Source organism: Pseudomonas sp. AC112, assembly GCF_979253545.1.
Window position 1 is genome coordinate 5187624 of sequence record NZ_CEEDCM010000001.1, and the last position, 18365, is coordinate 5205988.

At 61.2% G+C, this 18365-nt stretch carries 17 protein-coding genes; 5 read left to right on the forward strand and 12 right to left on the reverse strand.

Annotated elements, in window-relative coordinates; genetic code table 11:
- Window positions 1–107: 107 nt before the first annotated feature.
- Window positions 108–1433 (reverse strand): C4-dicarboxylate transporter DctA, encoded by a 1326-nt coding sequence (locus AC0IYN_RS24125; RefSeq protein WP_406598063.1) that lies wholly within the window; start codon window positions 1431–1433, stop codon window positions 108–110.
- 217 nt (window positions 1434–1650) lie between these two features.
- On the opposite strand from AC0IYN_RS24125, the gene AC0IYN_RS24130 reads away from it, so the two are divergent.
- Window positions 1651–2280, forward strand: coding sequence for a DNA-3-methyladenine glycosylase I (locus AC0IYN_RS24130; RefSeq protein WP_406598055.1), 630 nt, complete (start codon window positions 1651–1653; stop codon window positions 2278–2280).
- 122 nt (window positions 2281–2402) lie between these two features.
- Here the strand turns inward: AC0IYN_RS24130 and AC0IYN_RS24135 are convergent, their stop codons facing one another.
- The 3 genes from AC0IYN_RS24135 to pdxR all read right to left on the reverse strand — a co-directional run bounded on the left by AC0IYN_RS24135 (window position 2403) and on the right by pdxR (window position 4701).
- On the reverse strand, window positions 2403–2804 hold the full coding sequence (locus AC0IYN_RS24135) for a cupin domain-containing protein (protein ID WP_406598056.1): 402 nt from the start codon (window positions 2802–2804) through the stop codon (window positions 2403–2405).
- A gap of 96 nt (window positions 2805–2900) precedes the next feature.
- Window positions 2901–3182, reverse strand: coding sequence for a putative quinol monooxygenase (locus AC0IYN_RS24140; RefSeq protein ID WP_078048743.1), 282 nt, complete (start codon window positions 3180–3182; stop codon window positions 2901–2903).
- An 85-nt stretch (window positions 3183–3267) separates the two neighbouring features.
- Window positions 3268–4701, reverse strand: coding sequence for a MocR-like pyridoxine biosynthesis transcription factor PdxR (pdxR, locus tag AC0IYN_RS24145; protein WP_457238774.1), 1434 nt, complete (start codon window positions 4699–4701; stop codon window positions 3268–3270).
- 154 nt (window positions 4702–4855) lie between these two features.
- On the opposite strand from pdxR, the gene AC0IYN_RS24150 reads away from it, so the two are divergent.
- Window positions 4856–5299 (forward strand): carboxymuconolactone decarboxylase family protein, encoded by a 444-nt coding sequence (locus AC0IYN_RS24150; RefSeq protein ID WP_099491571.1) that lies wholly within the window; start codon window positions 4856–4858, stop codon window positions 5297–5299.
- Here the strand turns inward: AC0IYN_RS24150 and AC0IYN_RS24155 are convergent, their stop codons facing one another.
- The 5 genes from AC0IYN_RS24155 to AC0IYN_RS24175 all read right to left on the reverse strand — a co-directional run bounded on the left by AC0IYN_RS24155 (window position 5300) and on the right by AC0IYN_RS24175 (window position 9582).
- Entirely contained in the window at window positions 5300–6067 is a 768-nt protein-coding gene (locus tag AC0IYN_RS24155; protein ID WP_010210056.1) for an SDR family oxidoreductase, read from the reverse strand.
- Window positions 6068–6076: 9 nt separating this feature from the next.
- Window positions 6077–7144 carry a phosphotransferase family protein gene (locus AC0IYN_RS24160; RefSeq protein ID WP_471843602.1) on the reverse strand — a complete coding sequence of 356 codons (1068 nt, stop codon included), beginning with the start codon at window positions 7142–7144 and terminating at the stop codon, window positions 6077–6079.
- 129 nt (window positions 7145–7273) lie between these two features.
- Window positions 7274–8227: a 2-hydroxyacid dehydrogenase gene (locus AC0IYN_RS24165; RefSeq protein WP_471843604.1), complete on the reverse strand. Its 954-nt coding sequence runs from the start codon at window positions 8225–8227 to the stop codon at window positions 7274–7276.
- Between the two features lie 53 nt (window positions 8228–8280).
- The gene (locus AC0IYN_RS24170) at window positions 8281–8805 is read right to left on the reverse strand and encodes a cysteine hydrolase family protein (RefSeq protein WP_457247962.1); all 525 of its coding nucleotides are present in this window, start codon (window positions 8803–8805) and stop codon (window positions 8281–8283) included.
- A gap of 183 nt (window positions 8806–8988) precedes the next feature.
- On the reverse strand, window positions 8989–9582 hold the full coding sequence (locus tag AC0IYN_RS24175) for a TetR/AcrR family transcriptional regulator (protein WP_457238770.1): 594 nt from the start codon (window positions 9580–9582) through the stop codon (window positions 8989–8991).
- Window positions 9583–9865: 283 nt separating this feature from the next.
- Between AC0IYN_RS24175 and AC0IYN_RS24180 the strand changes: the two genes are divergently transcribed.
- Window positions 9866–11143 (forward strand): serine/threonine transporter, encoded by a 1278-nt coding sequence (locus tag AC0IYN_RS24180; protein ID WP_457238769.1) that lies wholly within the window; start codon window positions 9866–9868, stop codon window positions 11141–11143.
- An 888-nt stretch (window positions 11144–12031) separates the two neighbouring features.
- Here the strand turns inward: AC0IYN_RS24180 and acnB are convergent.
- On the reverse strand, window positions 12032–14641 hold the full coding sequence (gene acnB / locus AC0IYN_RS24185; protein WP_457240248.1) for a bifunctional aconitate hydratase 2/2-methylisocitrate dehydratase: 2610 nt from the start codon (window positions 14639–14641) through the stop codon (window positions 12032–12034).
- 397 nt (window positions 14642–15038) lie between these two features.
- Here acnB and AC0IYN_RS24190 point away from each other — a divergent pair, with 397 nt between their 5' ends.
- Complete coding sequence (locus AC0IYN_RS24190; RefSeq protein WP_457248619.1) at window positions 15039–15509, forward strand: DUF1289 domain-containing protein; 471 nt, start codon at window positions 15039–15041, stop codon at window positions 15507–15509.
- 48 nt (window positions 15510–15557) lie between these two features.
- Here AC0IYN_RS24190 and AC0IYN_RS24195 read toward each other — a convergent pair whose 3' ends face one another.
- The gene (locus AC0IYN_RS24195; protein ID WP_457240247.1) at window positions 15558–16421 is read right to left on the reverse strand and encodes a universal stress protein; all 864 of its coding nucleotides are present in this window, start codon (window positions 16419–16421) and stop codon (window positions 15558–15560) included.
- Between the two features lie 151 nt (window positions 16422–16572).
- Here AC0IYN_RS24195 and AC0IYN_RS24200 point away from each other — a divergent pair, with 151 nt between their 5' ends.
- The gene (locus AC0IYN_RS24200) at window positions 16573–17175 is read left to right on the forward strand and encodes a MiaE family protein (RefSeq protein ID WP_457240246.1); all 603 of its coding nucleotides are present in this window, start codon (window positions 16573–16575) and stop codon (window positions 17173–17175) included.
- On the opposite strand, the gene AC0IYN_RS24205 is transcribed toward AC0IYN_RS24200, so the two are convergent.
- Window positions 17131–18330, reverse strand: a complete 1200-nt coding sequence (locus tag AC0IYN_RS24205; protein WP_471843609.1) for an MFS transporter — start codon at window positions 18328–18330, stop codon at window positions 17131–17133. The two genes, AC0IYN_RS24200 and AC0IYN_RS24205, sit on opposite strands and share 45 nt — an antisense overlap.
- Window positions 18331–18365 lie beyond the last annotated feature (35 nt).

Below are 18365 nucleotides of genomic sequence, written 5' to 3' on the forward strand. Positions count from 1 at the left end.
CGGGCTTGCTCGCGATGCGGTTATTCAGTCAATACATCTGTGACTGACCCAGTGCTTTCGCGAGCAAGCCCACTCCCACATTTGAACGGTGTCGCTCATGAAATCGGTCAGAACTCTTGGTGCGCGGGCAATACTGGTTTCTTGGCCTGGAAGGCATACCCTTGCTGGCCGTCGAGCACTTTGTTGGCACGCTGGATATCGATATCTTTCTCCCAGCGCGCAATGGCCACGGTCGCCACACAGTTGCCGATCAGGTTAGTCAATGCGCGACCGATGCCCATGAACCAATCCACCGCCAGCACCAGCACCAGGCCCACCACCGGAATCGCCGGGATCGCCGTGAGCGTCGCCGCCAGAATCACCAGGGCCGAGCCGGGTATGCCGTGGGCGCCTTTGGAGGTAATCAACGACACCAGCAGGATGGTCAGCAGGTCGGTCATCGACAGCGGTGTGCCGGTGGCGTTGGCGATAAAGACGATGGCCAGGGTCAGGTAGATGGAGAACCCGTCGAGGTTGAACGAATACCCTGTCGGAATCACCAGGCCCACGGTGGAGCTGCCAATGCCCAGGTGTTCGAGTTTACGCATGATCTGTGGCAGCACGGCGTCGGAGGAGGCGGTGCCCATCACGATCAGCAGCTCTTCGCGCAGGTATTTGAGCAGCGGCAGCATGCGCAGGCCCGACAAGCGCATTACCAGGCCGAGGATCAGCCCGACGAAGGCAAAGCACGTCAGGTAAAACAGGCCCACCAGGCTGCCCAGGTGTTGCAGGGAATCCAGCCCGTAAGTGCTGGTGGTAAAGGCGATCGCACCGAATACACCGATGGGCGCCAGGCGCACGATCATGCCCATGATGCGGAAGATGACGTGGCTCAGTTCGTTGATCAGGCGTGAGATGCCCGACGCCGCTTCACCGACCAGGTTCAGCGCACTGCCGAACAGCACCGAGAACAGCAGCACTTGCAACACGTTATTATCGGCAAAGGCGCCGATCACCGAGTTGGGGATCAGGTCCATCAGGAACTGGCTGGTGCCACGGATGTGCTGGCCCTTGTCGGCCAGTTCATTCAGGCCCGCCGACGACAACTGCTCCAGGTGGATATTGGCGCCTTGGCCGATACCGGTGCTGAAGGCCATGACCAGGCCGATCACCAGCGCGACGGTGGTCAGGACCTCAAAGTAGATCACCGACTTGAGGCCAATACGCCCGACTTTCTTCAAATCGCCGGCGCCGGAGATGCCACTGACCACCACGCAGAATACGATCAGGCCGATCAGCATCTTGATCAGCTTGATAAAGCCGTCACCCAGGGGTTTGAGTTGCGAGGAGAATTCGGGAAGGGCCAGGCCGCAGATTATGCCGAGCATCAGGCCAATCACGACTTGCAGGAAAATCGAACGCGAGCACCATCTGAGCATGGGAGGGATCTCTATTCGGTGCCCTGGTGGTTCCAGGGCTTAATTGTTGTGGTCATACCGGTAAGTCCAGTGCGGGCCCAGTCTACGCCCGGTATTTTTGAAATCACAAGCAATTATTTGACGGTTGACAGGTCCCGGTCTGACCAGTTGGTCGGTAAGGGCGATGCTTGAGCGGTTGGCGGGTTGGAATTTTTTTCGCTTATCATCCGCCGCTCGGCACATGAGGTGATGGATGGACGTACCAGGACTGACCACTGACGAAACCGGGCACACCCACTGCACCTGGCGCACAGCAGCGCCGGAATACCCGCGTTACCACGACGCGGAGTGGGGCGTGCCGGTGGCGGACGATATCCAGCTGTACGAGAAGATCTGCCTGGAGGGATTTCAGGCCGGCATGGCCTGGATCACCATTTTGCGTAAGCGCGAGCAGTTCCGCGCGGCGTTCGACGGGTTTGATTTTCGCCGGGTGGCGCAGTATGGCGAGGCGGAAATCGCGCGGCTGATGCAGGACCCGGGCATCGTGCGCAATCGGGCCAAGATCGTCTCGACCATCAACAATGCGCGCCGGGCGTGTGAGTTGGTGGATGAGACCGGTTCGCTGGCGCGCTGGTTATGGGCGTTTGAGCCAGGGGATGAGGAGCGTCCGGCTGTGGTGGACCTGGCGTATTGGACGGGGAATCCAACGTCAGCGGCGTCGGTGCGGTTGTCCAAAGCCTTGAAGAAGCGCGGTTGGACGTTCGTGGGGCCGACCACGATGTACGCGTTGATGCAGGCGATGGGGATGGTCAATGATCACCTTGAGGGTTGCGCCTGTCGCGAGCAGATCGAAAGCCTGCGCGGCCAGTTCAAACGCCCCTGAGTCACTGACGCTACTCGCTTGAACCTGTAGGAGCCGGCTTGCCGGCGATAGCGGTCTATCAGGCACGGATGTGTTGGCTGAACCACCGTGATCGCCGGCACGCGGGCTCCTACAAGGGTTGGTTATTTTGGAAGGGGGGTAAGCACCTCAGCCTTGTCATCCAGGACGATTACCACCAGCAACTTGGCCGGTTTGGTCTGGCTGGCATTGCTCGATTCGAAGTGCCGCGAACCTGCCGGTTCGTAGAACGATTCACCGACCTTGTAGGTTTTTGCTTGCTCATCATTCACCCGCGAGGTGATCGCGCCTTCCAGTACGTAGGCCACTGCGGTGCCGGTGTGGCTGTGGGGTACGGTGGCCTGGCCGGGGGCGTAGTCGACGGTGAGCATGATGGTTTTCTTGCCGGGGACGTTGGTCAAGGCATGTTCTTGCAGCACCTTGATCGATTCCTGGTTGTACACCGGTTCATGGGCAAAGGCACTGAGCGAGGCGAGCATCAGCGAGGCGGCGAGCAGTCGTTTCATGGCGAAGTTTCCGAGTAGTTCCAGACCTCTTCACCCTACGCCGCCGTGCCTGGGTGACCAATGACCAATCCCGGCAAAGAGCAGGAGACCAATGCCTCAGTGGTCGAAATCCAGGCGGCGCGCCAGGTGTTCGCCGGTCAATTCGATAAACCCTTGCAGGGCCGGCAATCGGAAGTGCGCGACGAGCTGTTCGGCACTGGTCCAACGGCCGCTGACGGTCCAGAGGTCGGGGTCCAGCGGGTCGCGTTGCACGGCGTAGTCCAGGCAGCCGGGGGCGGTGCGCACGGCGTTGGCTATCTGCTGAAGGCGCTCGCCCAGTTCACTTGAACGCCCGGCCGCCGCGCGGACATGGACAGTGTTGCAGGCACAGGCTGGCATGACGAGGGTCTCCGAGGTCGGGTGTCAGTGCACAGGCTAGTGCCTGGGAGTGACAGGACCAATGACCAATCCGCTGGAAAATCCACTAGCCAATCTGCTGGAGGATATCGCGGACCTTGTCCAGCGCCGGGTCGATATCCAGGGTCTCGATGGCGCCGAAGCCAATGATCAGGCCTGGGCGGACTGGCGCATCGTGGAAGAACACGTCCAGGGGGTACAAGCCCACTTCCACCTGGCGCGCCAGTTCCATGAGCAACGGGATGTTCACCGGTCCTTTGCACAGCGCGGCCATGTGAAACCCGGCCACGGTAGGCACCGCTTCGAACCATGACGACAGGTCACCTGCCAAACGCTGCAGGATGCGTTCACGGCGCCCGGCGTAGACCGTGTGGCAGCGGCGGATATGCTTGAGCAGGTAGCCCTCGCTGATGAACTTGGCCAAGGCCCATTGCGGCAGCGTCGAGCTGTGCTGGTCGGTGAGTTGCTTGGCCTTGAGCACTGCGCCATAAATGGCCGGCGGCAGCACCGCATAGCCCAGGCGCAACTCGGGCAGCAAGGTTTTCGAGAAGGTGCCGACGTAGGTGACCACGCCGCGGGTGTCCATGCTTTGCAGCGAGTCGGTGGGCCGGCCTTCGTAGCGGAATTCGCTGTCGTAGTCGTCCTCGATGATGATCGCGCCCAGCTCGAAAGCCCGCGTCAGCAAGGCTTCACGGCGCGGCACGCTCATGGGCATGCCGAGTGGGAATTGGTGGGAAGGCGTCACGTAGATCAGCCGCGTGCCGTCGGGGATCAGGTCCACCTGTATGCCGTGTTCATCCACCGGCACGCTCGCGACGCTCGCGCCCATCGCCATGAACAGCTGGCGCGCGGGGCTGTAGCCGGGGTCTTCCATGGCGACGATGCTGCCGGGTTCGAGGACCACGCGGGCGATCAGGTCCAGCGCCTGTTGCGCGCCGTTGGTGACCACGATGTCGCTGTCACGGCAGTTGACCCCGCGCGAAAACGCGATATGCCCGGCGATGGCACTGCGCAATGCCGGCAGGCCTTCGGGCTGACTGTAGAAGCCACTGTTCTGGGCGATGCGCCGCAGGGCATCCTGGGTGCAGCGTCGCCATTCATCCTGGGGGAACTGGTTGCGGCTGGTGGCGCCACCGATAAATTCGTAGCGCAGCGTGCTGTCGCGGGTGGGATGTCGCATGGGGGAGGGCAGTGATTGCCACTTCGCCAGGTTCGCGGCGCAGGCCAGGTCGGTGGCGCTCTGCAGGCGTTCGGACTGCGGCGCGCGGGCGTTGACGAAGGTGCCACGGCCCGTCTTGCCGATCAGCAAGCCTTCGTAGGTGAGGGTGGCGTAGGTGTCCGACACGGTCTTGCGCGACACGCCCAGTTGCTCGGCGAGCAGGCGGCTGGGCGGCAGTTGCGCACCGGCGGCCAGGCGCCCGGACCCAATGGCTTCGCGCAACTGTTGGTAGAGCTGTTCGGCCAGATCCTTGCGGCCGTTGATCACAACGTGCAGTTCCATGTCTTATCCCGGAGCATTAATCTGCACCCAGATTACGCGCGTGCGTGGCGGGCTCAAAATGGTCTGTGCATAAACCGGCCGATTGGCTATAGGGCTTATGCGTGGCGGACTCTAGGCTGGGCTGTCATTGCATTCGTCGCCAGAGAAACGCCCCATGGAACCTCGCCTGGATTACTACACCGCCTCCCCGCAAGCACTCAAGGGCATGCTGATGCTGGAGGCCACGACCTTTGGCCTGTCCATCGAAAAACCCTTGCTGGAACTGATCAAGATCCGTGTCTCGCAGCTCAACCACTGTGGGTTCTGCACGGACATGCACTCGATGGCGGCACGTCAACGCGGCGAGACCGAGCGACGTTTGTTCGCGTTATGCGTCTGGCGGGATTCGCCGTTCTTCACGGCGCGGGAAAAGGCTGCATTGGCCTGGAGCGAGTCGGTCGCGACACTGCCGACCTCGGTGGTGTCGGATGAACTGTTCGCCGCCGTGCGGGTGGAGTTCAGCGAGCAGGAACTGGTCGACCTGACCATGGCGGTGTCCAGCATCAGTGGCTGGAACCGCCTGGCAGTGAGCTTTCGGCAACAACCGCCGAATGCTTGATCAGGACAGGAAACCACCGTCCACGTTCAGCGACACACCGGTGGTGTAGCTCGATGCATCGCTGGCCAGGAACAGCACCGCGCCGGCCATTTCGCTCGGGTCGGCCACGCGCTTGAGCGGGATCTGCGCCAGCGCCATTTTCAGGATCGCGTCATTCTTCACCAGCGCCGAGGCGAACTTGGTGTCGGTCAAGCCGGGCAGCAGGGCGTTGCAACGAATGCCGAACGCCGCGCATTCCTTGGCGAATACCTTGGTCATGTTGATCACGGCGGCCTTGGTCACCGAGTAGATGCCCTGGAATACACCCGGGGAAATCCCGTTGATCGACGCGACGTTGATGATGCTGCCACCGCCGTTCTCGCGCATCAGCTTGCCGGCTTCCACGGACATGAAGAAGTAGCCACGGATGTTCACGTCAACGGTCTTTTGGAACGCACCGAGATCGGTGTCCAGCACGTTGCAGAACTGTGGGTTGGTCGCGGCGTTGTTGACCAGGATATCCAGGCGCCCGAACTGCTCGCGGATACCGGCGAATACCTGGGTAATCTGCTCCATTTCACCGATGTGGCAGGCCACGGCAGTCGCTTTGCCGCCGTCGGCGATGATCGCGTCGGCCACGTGCTGGCAGCCTTCCAGCTTGCGGCTGGAGACGATCACGTGAGCGCCTTGCTGGGCGAGCAACTTGGCGATGGCCTCGCCGATGCCACGGCTGGCGCCGGAAACGAATGCGATCTTGCCGTCGAGGTCGAACAGGTGGGTCTTGGACATAGCGGTTCCTTAAAGGGACGATTTGCTGATGACGTTCAGGCTCATCTGCTCCAGCAGCGTGTTCATGTGAATGAACTGCGCAAAGCGTTTGTCCTGGGTCTGGCCATGGAAGAAGCGGTAGTAGATCTGCTGCACAATGCCGGCCAGGCGGAACAGGCCGTAGGTGTAGTAGAAGTCGAAATTGTCGATCTGAATGCCCGAGCGCTCGGCGTAGTAGTCAACGAACTCACGGCGGGTGAGCATGCCGGGCGCGTTGCTCGGCTGGCGGCGCATCAGTTGCACCGGCGCCGGGTCTGCCGCTTCGATCCAGTAGGCGAGGGTGTTGCCCAGGTCCATCAGCGGGTCGCCGAGGGTGGTCAGCTCCCAGTCCAGCACACCGATGATCTGCATCGGGTTGTGCGGGTCGAGGATCACGTTATCGAAGCGGTAGTCGTTGTGCACGATGCTCGACGTCGGATGGTCGGCGGGCATCTTGTCATTGAGCCAGGCGCGTACGGCTTCCCAGCGCGGGGCATCGGGGGTCAGGGCTTTTTCGTAGCGGTCGCTCCAGCCACGGATCTGGCGCTCCACGTAGCCCTCGGGCTTGCCCAGGTCGGCCAGGCCGCAGGCGCTGTAGTCCACCTGGTGCAGCTCCACGAACTTATCGATGAAGCTTTTGCACAGCGCCTCGGTCTTGGTCGCGTCCAGGCCCAGCTCGGCCGGCAGGTCGGAGCGCAGGATGATGCCGTTGACGCGCTCCATCACGTAGAACTCGGCGCCGATCACCGACTCATCCGTGCAATGCACATAGGCCTTGGGGCAATACGGGAAGCCGTCTTTGAGCTGATTGAGAATGCGGTATTCGCGACCCATGTCATGGGCGGACTTGGCCTTGTGGCCGAAAGGTGGGCGACGCAGCACGAATTCCTGGCCCGGGTATTCCAGCAGATAGGTCAGGTTGGACGCGCCACCGGGAAACTGGCTGATCGTGGGCGTGCCGGTCAGGCCCGGGATATGGGCCTTGAGGTAGGGATCGATCAGGCTGGCATCAAGCTCTTCGCCAGGGCGAATCTGGGTGGATTGGTCGTTCAGCGCCATGCTTATCCCTTCTGCTTATTCTAAAGGCCTCGGACTATTTCCTAATCTAATGCTCACAGCCGCCCAGCGACAAGGTCGGGGCGGCTTAATAGGTTAGCGTGTTGGACGATAATCAGCGTGCCTGATCGGTCATTTAGTGGGCGGGGGCAGGGCGACCGGCGTGAGGACTGGGCGGCCGGCGAAGTATTCCACCAGGTTGTCGGCCACGCGCTGCACGGTGTCGTGGGCGGCTTCCGGCGACAGGCCGGCGACGTGGGAGGTCAGCACGGTGTTGCTGAGCGTCTTGAGAGCGTCGGGCACCTTGGGCTCGTCATCGAACACATCCAGTGCCGCGCCCCCGATGCGGCGCTGCTCCAGGGCGGCCACCAGATCGGCGGTGACTACCACGCTGCCACGGCCGATGTTCACCAGGTAGCCATTGGGCCCCAGGGCATCCAGAGCGTGGCGGTCGATCAGGTGACGGGTGCTGGCGCCGCCGGGTGTGGCCAGGATCAGGAAGTCCGAGGTGCGCGCCAGTTCCACCGCAGTTGCGCAGTAGGTGTAGTCCACATCATCGCGTGGCTGGCGGTTGTGGTAACTCACCTCCATGGCGAAGCCCAGGGACGCGCGCTTGGCGATTTCCAGGCCGACGGCACCCAGCCCAAGAATGCCCAGTTGCTTGCCGCCCAGGGACGGACGCATCACTTTCGGCCATTCACTGCGGCGCACGGCGGCGTCGGTCTGCGGGATGCCGCGCACCAGCGCCAGCAGCAACGCCATGGCGTGATCGGCCACCGACGGCGCATTCACCCCGGCGCCATTGGTGACGACGATCCCGCGATTGCTGGCGGCCTGCAGGTCGACGTGCTCGTAGCCGGCACCAATCACGCAGATGATCTCCAGCAGGGGCAGCGCGGCGATTTCCTCGGCGTACAAACCCAGCGGACCACGGGTCAGCACCGCCTTGATCTGGCTGCCATGGGCCTTGATCGCTTCAGCGCGTTCGGCCGGTGTCGGCGCCAGGATCACATGAAAGTCATTGCTCTCGATGATGGGCAGGTATTCGTTGATGGTTTCAACCAGGACCAGAACAGTGGCGGTCATCGGAAGGCTCTTCCTGAAGGGTTTGAGGGGAGGAGTATGCCGTATTTGATCGCTCAAAAGCGGATCTCGACGGCGCTTGTGAGCTTCACAAACGCTCCGGCCAGGGTCGCATTGTGATGCTCGATAATTGCCTTGGCCTTCAGCGCCGGTGTGTCCATGCAGCTATGGCCGTCTTCTGGCAGTACCACGGAAAAACCCAGTTCCACGGCGACCCGGCAGGTGGTGTCGATGCAGAACTGGGTTTTCATGCCGGCGATCACCAACTCCTTGACCTGCGCCGCTCTCAACTGCTGCTCCAGCTCCGTGCCGAGGAAGCAACTGGGGCGGGTCTTGTTGAACAGGTGGTCGCGGGATTCGTCCACCTGCAGCGCAGGGCACAGCTGCCAGAGCGGGCTACCGGCTTCAATCGGCGACCCTGCCGGGCCGGTGTGGCGGGCCACGAAGATCGGGGCGCCGGCAGCGCGCGCGCGTCCGATCAGATGGTTGAGTGTGGCCAGTACGCGTTCGCGCTCGAAGGGCTTTTCCGGGCCATCGTATAGGCCGTTTTGCATGTCGATGATCAGCAGGGCGTCAGCCATGGTGTTGCTCCTTGTGTGTGCCAGCGGGCGGAGCAATAAAAAGGCCCCGTCCATTGCTGGCGGGGCCTTGGGTTGAATCTGTGAAGTGTCTAGCTCATGCACCCACAGCCACCGCGCGACCCGCCGTAAGCGGTCGTGGTGGTGGTACGGGTGAGGGCGAGCTGGATAACGTTCATGGCCCGATCATGCTGGGACGGGCGAAGGGCTGTCAACGGGCAAAAGGGCATTTCGTGCAGCCACCAGGAATTCATCCGACAGGCTATTGCCCCGTGTCGCACGCGCCAGGGTTACTGCGCCGACCATCATCGCGTATTGGGCCAGCAGGGTTTGACGATCTCCGTCCTCCAGCTGCGCGAAGATCTCCAGCGACTTTTCCACGCCTTCTATAAAGGTGTGCTGCAAAGCCGTCTCGGCGGGTTCATGGCACATGTCCGGGGCAAAGGCCGACACCGGGCAGCCGTCGCCGGGATTGTCACGGTGGGAGGCGGTCAAATAAGGCCCCAGCACCGCCTGGCGGGCGGCCTGTTGGTCTTCGCTGCGGTCGATCTTGGCCTGCCAGCCCAGGTTCGCAACCTCGAACGCCTGTTGGCAGGCCTCGGTGGCCAGGGCTTCCTTGGAGGCGAAATGCCCGTAAAAGCCACCGTGGGTCAGGCCGGCGGCGGCCATCACGTCCGACAGGCTGATACCGTGCAGTCCGCGTTCGCGGAACAGATGCGTGGCGGCCTCGACGATGATTTCGCGGTTGAGTTCAGCTTGTTTGCGGGAAACGCGAGGCATGGCGGGGCTCTCTGGATAACGGCGGACGCAGGGTGAAAACTACAGGATCGAGCGCGATTCTAAAATAGATTTGTGCGGGAATGTATATTCGACATTCTGCCGCACGCCGCGAAACCCGCTGTGTACAGGTGCCCCTGCGTGCCTGCACCGCACCACCGTTCCTCAGCTAAGTCTTTGCTTATTCAGAAGAATCCCGGACAATCCGGCCCCTTCTATGGTCGGGGCGCTGCCTGTCAGGTTTTTCTGACTCGTCCCGGCCGTGTAAATGCGGAGATCCGACCGGATGAATGATCAGGCCAATAGCGTCGACGAACGCTATGCAACGACACCTGCAACCCTCACGAGCTGGAGCCGCCAGGACACCACCTGGATGCTTGGCCTGTTCGGCACCGCCATTGGCGCCGGCACGCTGTTCTTGCCGATCAACGCGGGCCTGGGAGGCTTCTGGCCACTGGTGATCCTCGCACTGCTGGCCTTCCCGATGACCTTCTTCGCTCACCGTGGCCTGACCCGCTTCGTTTTGTCCGGCCGTGAAGGCTCCGACATTACCGACGTAGTGGAAGAACACTTCGGCATCACGGCCGGTGCGCTGATCACGCTGCTGTACTTCTTTGCAATCTTCCCGATCCTGCTGATCTACAGCGTGGCGTTGACCAACACGGTCGGCAGCTTCATGGAGCACCAGCTGCACATCATGCCGCCGCCACGGGCGATCCTGTCGTTCGTGCTGATCCTCGGCCTGCTGGCCGTGGTGCGTTGCGGTGAGCAAGTGATCGTCAAGGCCATGAGCCTGATGGTGTATCCGTTTATCGTCGCCTTGCTGTTCCTGGCGGTGTACCTGATCCCGCACTGGAACGGCGGCATCCTCAGCACCGCCAGCGTGGTGCCGGCGCCGTCCGCGCTGCTCAATACCCTGTGGCTGGCGATTCCGGTGATGGTGTTCTCGTTCAACCATTCGCCGATCATCTCGGCCTTTGCGGTGGACCAGAAGCGCCAGTACGGCGTCCACGCTGATGAACGCAGCTCGCAGATCCTGTCTCGCGCGCATCTGCTGATGGTGGCGATGGTGCTGTTCTTCGTGTTCAGCTGCGTGCTGACCCTGTCGCCGGCGCAGTTGGCCGAAGCGAAGGCGCAGAACCTGTCGATCCTGTCGTACCTGGCCAACCACTTCAATAACCCGACCATCGAGTTTGCCGCGCCGTTGATCGCGTTTGTGGCGATTGCCAAGTCGTTCCTGGGGCATTACATCGGTGCGAGTGAAGGCCTCAAGGGGTTGGTGCTGAAGACCGGTCGTCGTCCGAGCGCCAAGCGTCTGGACCGCATGACGGCTGCGTTCATGCTGGTGGTGTGCTGGATCGTGGCGACGTTGAACCCAAGCATTCTCGGGATGATTGAGGCGCTGGGTGGTCCGATCATTGCTTCGATCCTGTTTCTGATGCCGATGTATGCCATCCGTAAGGTGCCGGCTATGGCCAAGTACCGTGGGCAGGCGTCCAATGTGTTTGTCACGGCGGTGGGGTTGGTGGCGATCAGTGCGGTGGTTTATTCGTTTTTTGCTTGAGGCTGTTCGGGAGCTGGCTTGACTGCGATAGCTGTGTTCCGGTGTGTATATCCGTTGCTGCGGTAACGGCGGCTTATGGTTCCGCTCTTACAGCGGGTCACTTTTGGAAGAGCGCCAAAAGTAACCAAAAACGCTCCGCCCCAACACTCGGCACCTCGCTTAGGCTCGGTGTGCCCTCACTCCGGCTTTGTAGCGTGGGCCGCCGCGATGGGCCATCCTTGGCCCAGCGCGGCTAACCCGGCGTCCTGCCGGGTTACCCACGCTCCAAAGCCTGCGTTCGGCCAGCGTGTTTGACGGGGCGCCTCAGATCAAGATCAAGAGCGACTCGCTTCGCATCGTGGATACGCGGTCCCTGTAGGAGCCGGCTTGCCGGCGAAAAACGTGAGATCGCCGCGTTTATCCAGATGTACCCCCATCACCGTTAACGACCATCGCCGGCAAGCCGGCTCCTACAGTGGGCCGCGTTTGCTTCTGCCTTTGCTCTACACCACTCAAGCCGGCTGTCAGGCCGCTGTGCTCTTGCTTTTGATCTTGATTTTGATCTTAGGCGCCCCGTCAAACACGCTGGCCGGAATTCGGCAGGGATTTGGGGGGTAAACCGGCAGGGATGCCGGTTTAGCCGCCCCGCGCCATGGATGGCGCGTGGCGGCGGCCCCCCAAATCACTGTCGGATTACGGGCACACCGAGCGTGAGCGAGGTGCCGAGTGTTGGGGCAAGAGCCCTTTTGGTTACTTTTGGGGCTCTTTTCCAAAAGTGACCCGCCGTAAGGGCGGAACCAATACCAGCCGTTACCCAAATAACGGATATGTACCCAGTCTCACCCATATCCCAGGCATAAAAAAACGCCGCGTACCTCACGATACGCGGCGCCTCTTCACATCAACACCTTAGGCTTGAATCACCGGAATGTTGGCGCTAGCTGCGATCTTGCGGAACTCAGCAATCTGGTCGAAGTTCAGGTAGCGATAAACGTCACTGGCCATGGTGTCCAGTTTCGCCGCGTAGCCCATGTACTCCTCGACAGTCGGCAGGCGACCCAGGGTAGAAGCCACTGCCGCCAGCTCAGCCGAAGCCAGGTAGACGTTAGCGCCGTCACCCAGTCGGTTAGGGAAGTTACGGGTCGACGTCGACACCACGGTCGAGTTCGGCTCTACGCGTGCCTGGTTACCCATGCACAGCGAGCAGCCCGGCATTTCCATGCGCGCGCCAGCCTTGCCGTAGATGCCGTAGTAGCCTTCCTCGGTCAACTGGTGAGCGTCCATCTTGGTCGGCGGCGACAGCCACAGACGAGTTGGCAGCTGGCCCTTGACCTGCTCCAGCAGCTTACCGGCCGCGCGGAAGTGACCGATGTTGGTCATGCACGAACCAATGAACACTTCGTCGATCTTCTCGCCGGCAACGCTCGACAGCAGACGGGCATCGTCCGGGTCGTTCGGTGCGCAGAGGATCGGCTCGTTGATCTCGGCCAGGTCGATCTCGATGATTTCAGCGTATTCCGCGTCGGCATCGGCTTCCATCAGCTCAGGGTTCTTGACCCAGGCTTCCATCGCTTGGGCGCGACGTTCCAGGGTGCGTGGGTCGCCGTAACCTTCACCGATCATCCACCGCAGCAGGGTGATGTTGGAGTTCAGGTACTCGGTGATCGACTCTTTCGACAGCTTGATGGTGCAACCGGCAGCCGAACGTTCAGCCGAGGCGTCGGACAGCTCGAAAGCCTGTTCCAGCGTCAGGTCGTTCAGGCCTTCGATTTCCAGGATGCGGCCGGAGAAGGCGTTTTTCTTGCCTTTCTTCTCTACAGTCAGCAGACCCGATTGGATCGCGTAGTAAGGAATGGCATGAACCAGGTCACGCAGGGTGATGCCAGGTTTCATCTTGCCTTTGAAGCGCACCAGGATCGATTCCGGCATGTCCAATGGCATAACGCCAGTGGCTGCAGCGAACGCGACCAGGCCAGAACCGGCCGGGAACGAGATGCCCATCGGGAAACGGGTGTGGGAGTCACCACCGGTGCCGACGGTATCCGGCAGCAGCATGCGGTTCAGCCAGCTGTGGATGATGCCGTCGCCTGGACGCAGCGATACACCGCCGCGAGTCATGATGAAGTCAGGCAGGGTGTGGTGGGTGGTCACGTCGATCGGCTTTGGATAGGCCGCGGTGTGGCAGAACGACTGCATCACCAGGTCGGTCGAGAAGCCCAGGCACGCCAGGTCTTTCAGTTCATCACGGGTCATAGGACCGGTGGTGTCCTGGGAACCGACGGTGGTCATCTTCGGTTCGCAGTAGGTGCCAGGACGAACGCCTTTGCCTTCTGGCAGACCGCACGCCTTGCCGACCATTTTCTGTGCCAGGGTGAAGCCTTTGCCGGTGTCGACAGGCGCTTCAGGCAGCTTGAACAGGTCGGTAGGGCCCAGGCCCAGTTCGGCACGCGCCTTGTCGGTCAGGCCGCGACCGATGATCAGCGGGATACGGCCACCGGCGCGGACTTCGTCCAACAGCACCGGGGTCTTCATTTCGAAGGTTGTGATGACTTCGTCGGTACCGTGCTTGCAGACTTTGCCAGCGTGCGGGTACAGGTCGATCACGTCGCCCATGTTCATGTTGGTGACGTCGAACTCGATGGGCAGTGCGCCCGCATCTTCCATGGTGTTGTAGAAGATTGGAGCGATCTTGCTGCCGAAGCAGAAGCCGCCAGCGCGCTTGTTCGGCACGTACGGAACGTCGTCGCCGAAGAACCACAGCACAGAGTTGGTCGCGGATTTACGCGAGGAACCAGTACCGACCACGTCACCGACGTAGGCGATCGGGAAACCTTGGCCGCGCATTTCTTCGATCTGCTTCATCGGGCCGGTCTTGCCTTGCTCGTCCGGCACGATGCCTTCACGGGCCATTTTCAGCATGGCCAGGGCGTGCAGCGGGATGTCAGGACGGGACCAGGCATCGGGAGCAGGGGACAGGTCGTCGGTGTTGGTTTCGCCAGTGACCTTGAAGACGCGCAGGCTGATCTTGTCAGCCAGGGTAGGGCGGTTGCGGAACCACTCGCCGTCAGCCCAGGACTGGATCACGGCTTTGGCGTGCTCGTTGCCGTTACGGGCTTTTTCCGCCACGTCGTGGAACGCATCGAACATCAGCAGGGTGTGCTTGAGTTGGGCAGCGGCGACAGGTGCCAGTGTGGCGTCGTCCAGCAGCTCGACCAGGGTCACGATGTTGTAGCCGCCTTGCATGGTGCCAAGCAGTTCAACGGCGCGTTTCTTGTCGATCAGGGGGGAAGTGGCTTCGCCCTTGGCCAGGGCAGACAGGAAACCGGCCTTGACGTAGGCAGCTTCGTCAACGCCTGGTGGAATGCGGTTGGTGATCAGGTCAACGAGGAATTCTTCTTCGCCAGCCGGAGGATTTTTCAGCAGCTCGACCAGGCCTGCGGTTTGTTCGGCGTTAAGCGGCTGGGGAACAATACCCAGGGCTGCACGCTCTTCGATATGTTTGCGGTAGGCTTCAAGCACAGTTATTACCCTCATCAGTGGTCCCACGGGACGCTCATCCAGAAATGAACGGCACGCATGCGCTCGGGGGCTTTTTGGGCCGCAAAGCCAGCGCTGCCGGCATTCCTCACAGAAGCTGCTTTCAAAGTTTTACGCCTGCAGAACGGAGCTGATGAGGGTTGGCGAGGGCATTGACCTACCGAGTCATTGACCATCGCCAACACCGTTCTGAAGGAACGACTGTGCTCGTGACGCTTTGAAAACAGCTTCCAGCGGATTATTGGCGCCTTACAAGGCCGGATGATTCTACGGCAAAAAATTTCTAAAGGTAAGTTGCCTCGCCAAGTTTGCAGGGTGATGAAGGTTAGACAAAGGGCTAACATGGCGCATTGTTTCGCTGATTTGCGTGCCGTTGCCCATGTCCAACCAAACCATCAAGACCCCCTGCGTCGGCCTGTGCTCCACGGTCTATGGCGATCTCGTGTGCCGTGGCTGCAAGCGTTTCCACCACGAAGTGATCCAGTGGAATGGCTATAACGAAGAGGAAAAACGTGCGGTCTGGCTGCGCTTGGAGCAGCTGTTGGTGCAGGTAATGGCCGGCAAACTGGAGGTTTTCGACCCCAAGACCCTGCGCGGCCAGCTGGAACAGCGCAAGATCCGCTTCGTGCCGCATCAGTCCGAGTACTGCTGGGCCTACCAGTTGATCGCGCGTGGGGCACGGGTGATCAATAACCTGGAGGCCTACGGCATGGTGCTGCTCCCGGAGTTCCGCGACTGGCCCTTGCCGGACCTGCGCGATGCCATTGATCGGGAGTTCTTTATCCTGTCCGAGGCGCATTACCAGCGCTATATCGCGCCGGGTTTCCTCAAGGATGTGTTTGCAGGCTAACAACACACATCCAAATGGGGGAGATCTTCATTGCCGGAAGGTTTGCTGTCAGGGCTTGGTAGCCAGTTCTTCCAGGTGATCCATCAGCGTCTGTGGCTTGAGCACCAGCACGTCACTCTCCACGGCATCCAGTATCACCTCCGCCGTATTGCCGATCAGCGCCCCGGAAATGCCGGTGCGCGCCACGGTGCCGATGATCGTCACCGCCGCCTGCCACTTATGCGCCGCGAAGGGGATGAGTACGTCCGCCGGGCCTTCCTCGATATGCAGGTGCGAGTCGTCCACATCGAACTCGGCCTGGAACGCCTTGCATTGCTCGCGGTAGCGCGCCTCGATGGTTTCCCTGAGCTGGAACGTCGGGTCCGCTGCCGACAACATCGGCGACGGATGGGCGCTGATCACGTGCAACTGCGCCTTGGCCAGGCTGGCGATATCAAAGCCATGGTCAATGATCGAATTGTGCAGTGAGCGGTGCTCGCCATCGGTGTTGCCCACATCGATCGCCGCGAGGATCACGCCGCCCATCCACGGCGTCGCCGTCTTCACCAGCAGCACTGCCGTCGGGCAGTAGCGCAGCAATTTCCAGTCGGCGGGCGTGAGCAGGGCTTTTTTCAGCGGGCTGTCTGGAAAATGCTGTTTGATCACCAGCCCACAGCCTTCGGCTTGCTGCACGTCGATTATGGTTTCATGCAGGCTGTCATTCCACGCCTGCTCGGTGCTGACGCTGTAGCCGTCTTCCTGCAAGCCCGACTTCAGCAGGGCCAACAGCGCTGAGTGCTCGTGCTTCTTGTCGCAGACCAGCAAATGCAGGTGCGCGCCGGTGACCCCGGCGATCAGCTTGGCACGCTTGAGGGCCAGGCTTTCCGAATGCTCGGGCTCGATGACCACCAGGATGCTGCGGATGGCTTGCATGATCGGGATCTCCAAAACGGCGGGGGTTGGAACAACTATAGTTGCTGCCCGGCAGCCGTCATGTTGATGCACATCAAGGCCAGCGGCTGGTGGTCTGCGGCGGGGTCGGTATAATCGCCGGCCTTTTGTGATCCTTTTGCCCGTGAGCCCGATGAACCTGCCAGAAATCCACGAATTCCTCGGTTGCCGCACCCCTGATGCCTGGGTCCAGGCCGCGCTGGCCGATCAGGACACCCTGCTGATCGACCACAAGAACTGCGAATTCAAAGCCGCCAGCACCGCCTTGAGCCTGATCGCCAAGTACTACAGCCATGTGGACCTGATCAACATGATGTCGCGCCTGGCCCGCGAAGAGCTGGTGCACCATGAACAAGTCATGCGCCTGATGAAAAAGCGCAAGGTCGAACTGCGCCAACTGCACGCCGGGCGTTATGCCTCCGGCTTGCGTAAAGTGGTGCGCAGCCACGAGCCGGTGAAACTGGTAGACACCCTGGTGGTCGGCGCTTTTATCGAAGCGCGCAGTTGCGAGCGTTTCGAAGCGCTGGTGCCGCATTTGGACGAAGAACTCGGCAAGTTTTACTTTGGCCTGTTGAAAAGCGAGGCCCGGCACTTCCAGGGCTACCTGAAGTTGGCGTACCAGTACGGTGAGGCCAAGGACATCGCCCAGGTTATCGAGCGGGTGAGGGCGGCGGAGCAGGAACTGATCGAGTCACCCGACATCGAGTTCCGCTTTCACAGTGGCGTGCCAGCCTGAGGCGACGGCCACGCCTAGCAACGCGGTGATTCCGGCCAGCAGCAGGATCACCGACTGCGTGCCCAACGGCGCCGCCAGCAGCGCAACTGCCAGGCCTGCCAAGGGTTGCGGCAGGTTGTTGAGCAGGGTGATCACGCCCACGGTCTTGCCAAAGTCCTGCACGGGGATCACGCGCTGACGGGTGCTGCGCAGGTAGACGTTGAACATCTTGTCAAAGCCGGTGACCAGCAGGAAACCCACAACGTACAACCACACGCCGGGGCTGACCGCCATGATCACTGCACCCACGCCGATCATCGAATACGACACGCCGCCCAGCACCTTCAAGGGCAGGCCCGCCCGCGCCAGGTAAAACAGAATCCCGATCGTCACCAGTGCGCCGGCTGCCTGCAGCAGGGCGTAGGTGTCCTTGTCCTGTGCAAACTGGCCGGTCACCATCGCCGCAGACGTGGCCAGCGTGACGCCGATGATCAGGTTCACGCCCACAGCCAAGGTAATGACCCGTTTCAACTCCGGCAGGCTGCGGATATGGCCAAAGGCAATCTTCAGCGGACGCAGCCAGATATCCCGATGCTGCTCGAAGGTCTCCAGGCTGACCGTGCTGGAGCGTTGCCATATCCGCATCGCCTGGTCTGCCAGTAAGAACAGCCCGGCCACCCCCAGCACTACCCAGTGCCAGGCCCATACTTCAAGCATCAGCGCCGCCACCAGGGGCCCCAGCACCAGCCCGCTCTGGTCGGCGATCTGCGAATAGGAGAGGGTCTTGGCATAGCTGTACTGCTCGAAGATATGCGGCATCAGCACTTCCCGCGCCATGATGCCCTGGGTCGTCAGCACCCCGCACAGGGCCGAGAGCAGCACAATCCAATAGATACCGTCAAACACGCCATACAAGGCGACCGCCAGCACACACGCCAGCGCGCGGTAAACCTGGCTGATATGCAGGATGCGCACCGGCGCGAACTTGTCGCACAACGCGCCGCACACCGGGAACGCCAGGTAGCGGGGCAGCGACTCGACAAAGAACGCCAGCCCGGCCCATGCAACGCTCTGGGTGGTCTGGAATACGATCAACGGCACGATAAACAGCAGAATCTGGTCCGCCAGCCGCGACAGGAACAGCGAAACAAAAAACGCCAGGTAATCCTTGCGCATACAACTCCCTGTACATGGCGTTAAAGATTGCAGGT

What these genes read in the sequence shown, in the direction of transcription:
- AC0IYN_RS24130 (WP_406598055.1), top strand. Translation starts at nt 1,651, where the DNA reads ATGGACGTACCAGGACTGACCACTGACGAAACCGGGCACACCCACTGC.
- AC0IYN_RS24135 (WP_406598056.1), bottom strand. Translation starts at nt 2,804, where the DNA reads ATGAAACGACTGCTCGCCGCCTCGCTGATGCTCGCCTCGCTCAGTGCC.
- AC0IYN_RS24140 (WP_078048743.1), bottom strand. Translation starts at nt 3,182, where the DNA reads ATGCCAGCCTGTGCCTGCAACACTGTCCATGTCCGCGCGGCGGCCGGG.
- pdxR (WP_457238774.1), bottom strand. Translation starts at nt 4,701, where the DNA reads ATGGAACTGCACGTTGTGATCAACGGCCGCAAGGATCTGGCCGAACAG.
- AC0IYN_RS24150 (WP_099491571.1), top strand. Translation starts at nt 4,856, where the DNA reads ATGGAACCTCGCCTGGATTACTACACCGCCTCCCCGCAAGCACTCAAG.
- AC0IYN_RS24155 (WP_010210056.1), bottom strand. Translation starts at nt 6,067, where the DNA reads ATGTCCAAGACCCACCTGTTCGACCTCGACGGCAAGATCGCATTCGTT.
- AC0IYN_RS24160 (WP_471843602.1), bottom strand. Translation starts at nt 7,144, where the DNA reads ATGGCGCTGAACGACCAATCCACCCAGATTCGCCCTGGCGAAGAGCTT.
- AC0IYN_RS24165 (WP_471843604.1), bottom strand. Translation starts at nt 8,227, where the DNA reads ATGACCGCCACTGTTCTGGTCCTGGTTGAAACCATCAACGAATACCTG.
- AC0IYN_RS24170 (WP_457247962.1), bottom strand. Translation starts at nt 8,805, where the DNA reads ATGGCTGACGCCCTGCTGATCATCGACATGCAAAACGGCCTATACGAT.
- AC0IYN_RS24175 (WP_457238770.1), bottom strand. Translation starts at nt 9,582, where the DNA reads ATGCCTCGCGTTTCCCGCAAACAAGCTGAACTCAACCGCGAAATCATC.
- AC0IYN_RS24180 (WP_457238769.1), top strand. Translation starts at nt 9,866, where the DNA reads ATGAATGATCAGGCCAATAGCGTCGACGAACGCTATGCAACGACACCT.
- AC0IYN_RS24190 (WP_457248619.1), top strand. Translation starts at nt 15,039, where the DNA reads ATGTCCAACCAAACCATCAAGACCCCCTGCGTCGGCCTGTGCTCCACG.
- AC0IYN_RS24195 (WP_457240247.1), bottom strand. Translation starts at nt 16,421, where the DNA reads ATGCAAGCCATCCGCAGCATCCTGGTGGTCATCGAGCCCGAGCATTCG.
- AC0IYN_RS24200 (WP_457240246.1), top strand. Translation starts at nt 16,573, where the DNA reads ATGAACCTGCCAGAAATCCACGAATTCCTCGGTTGCCGCACCCCTGAT.
- AC0IYN_RS24205 (WP_471843609.1), bottom strand. Translation starts at nt 18,330, where the DNA reads ATGCGCAAGGATTACCTGGCGTTTTTTGTTTCGCTGTTCCTGTCGCGG.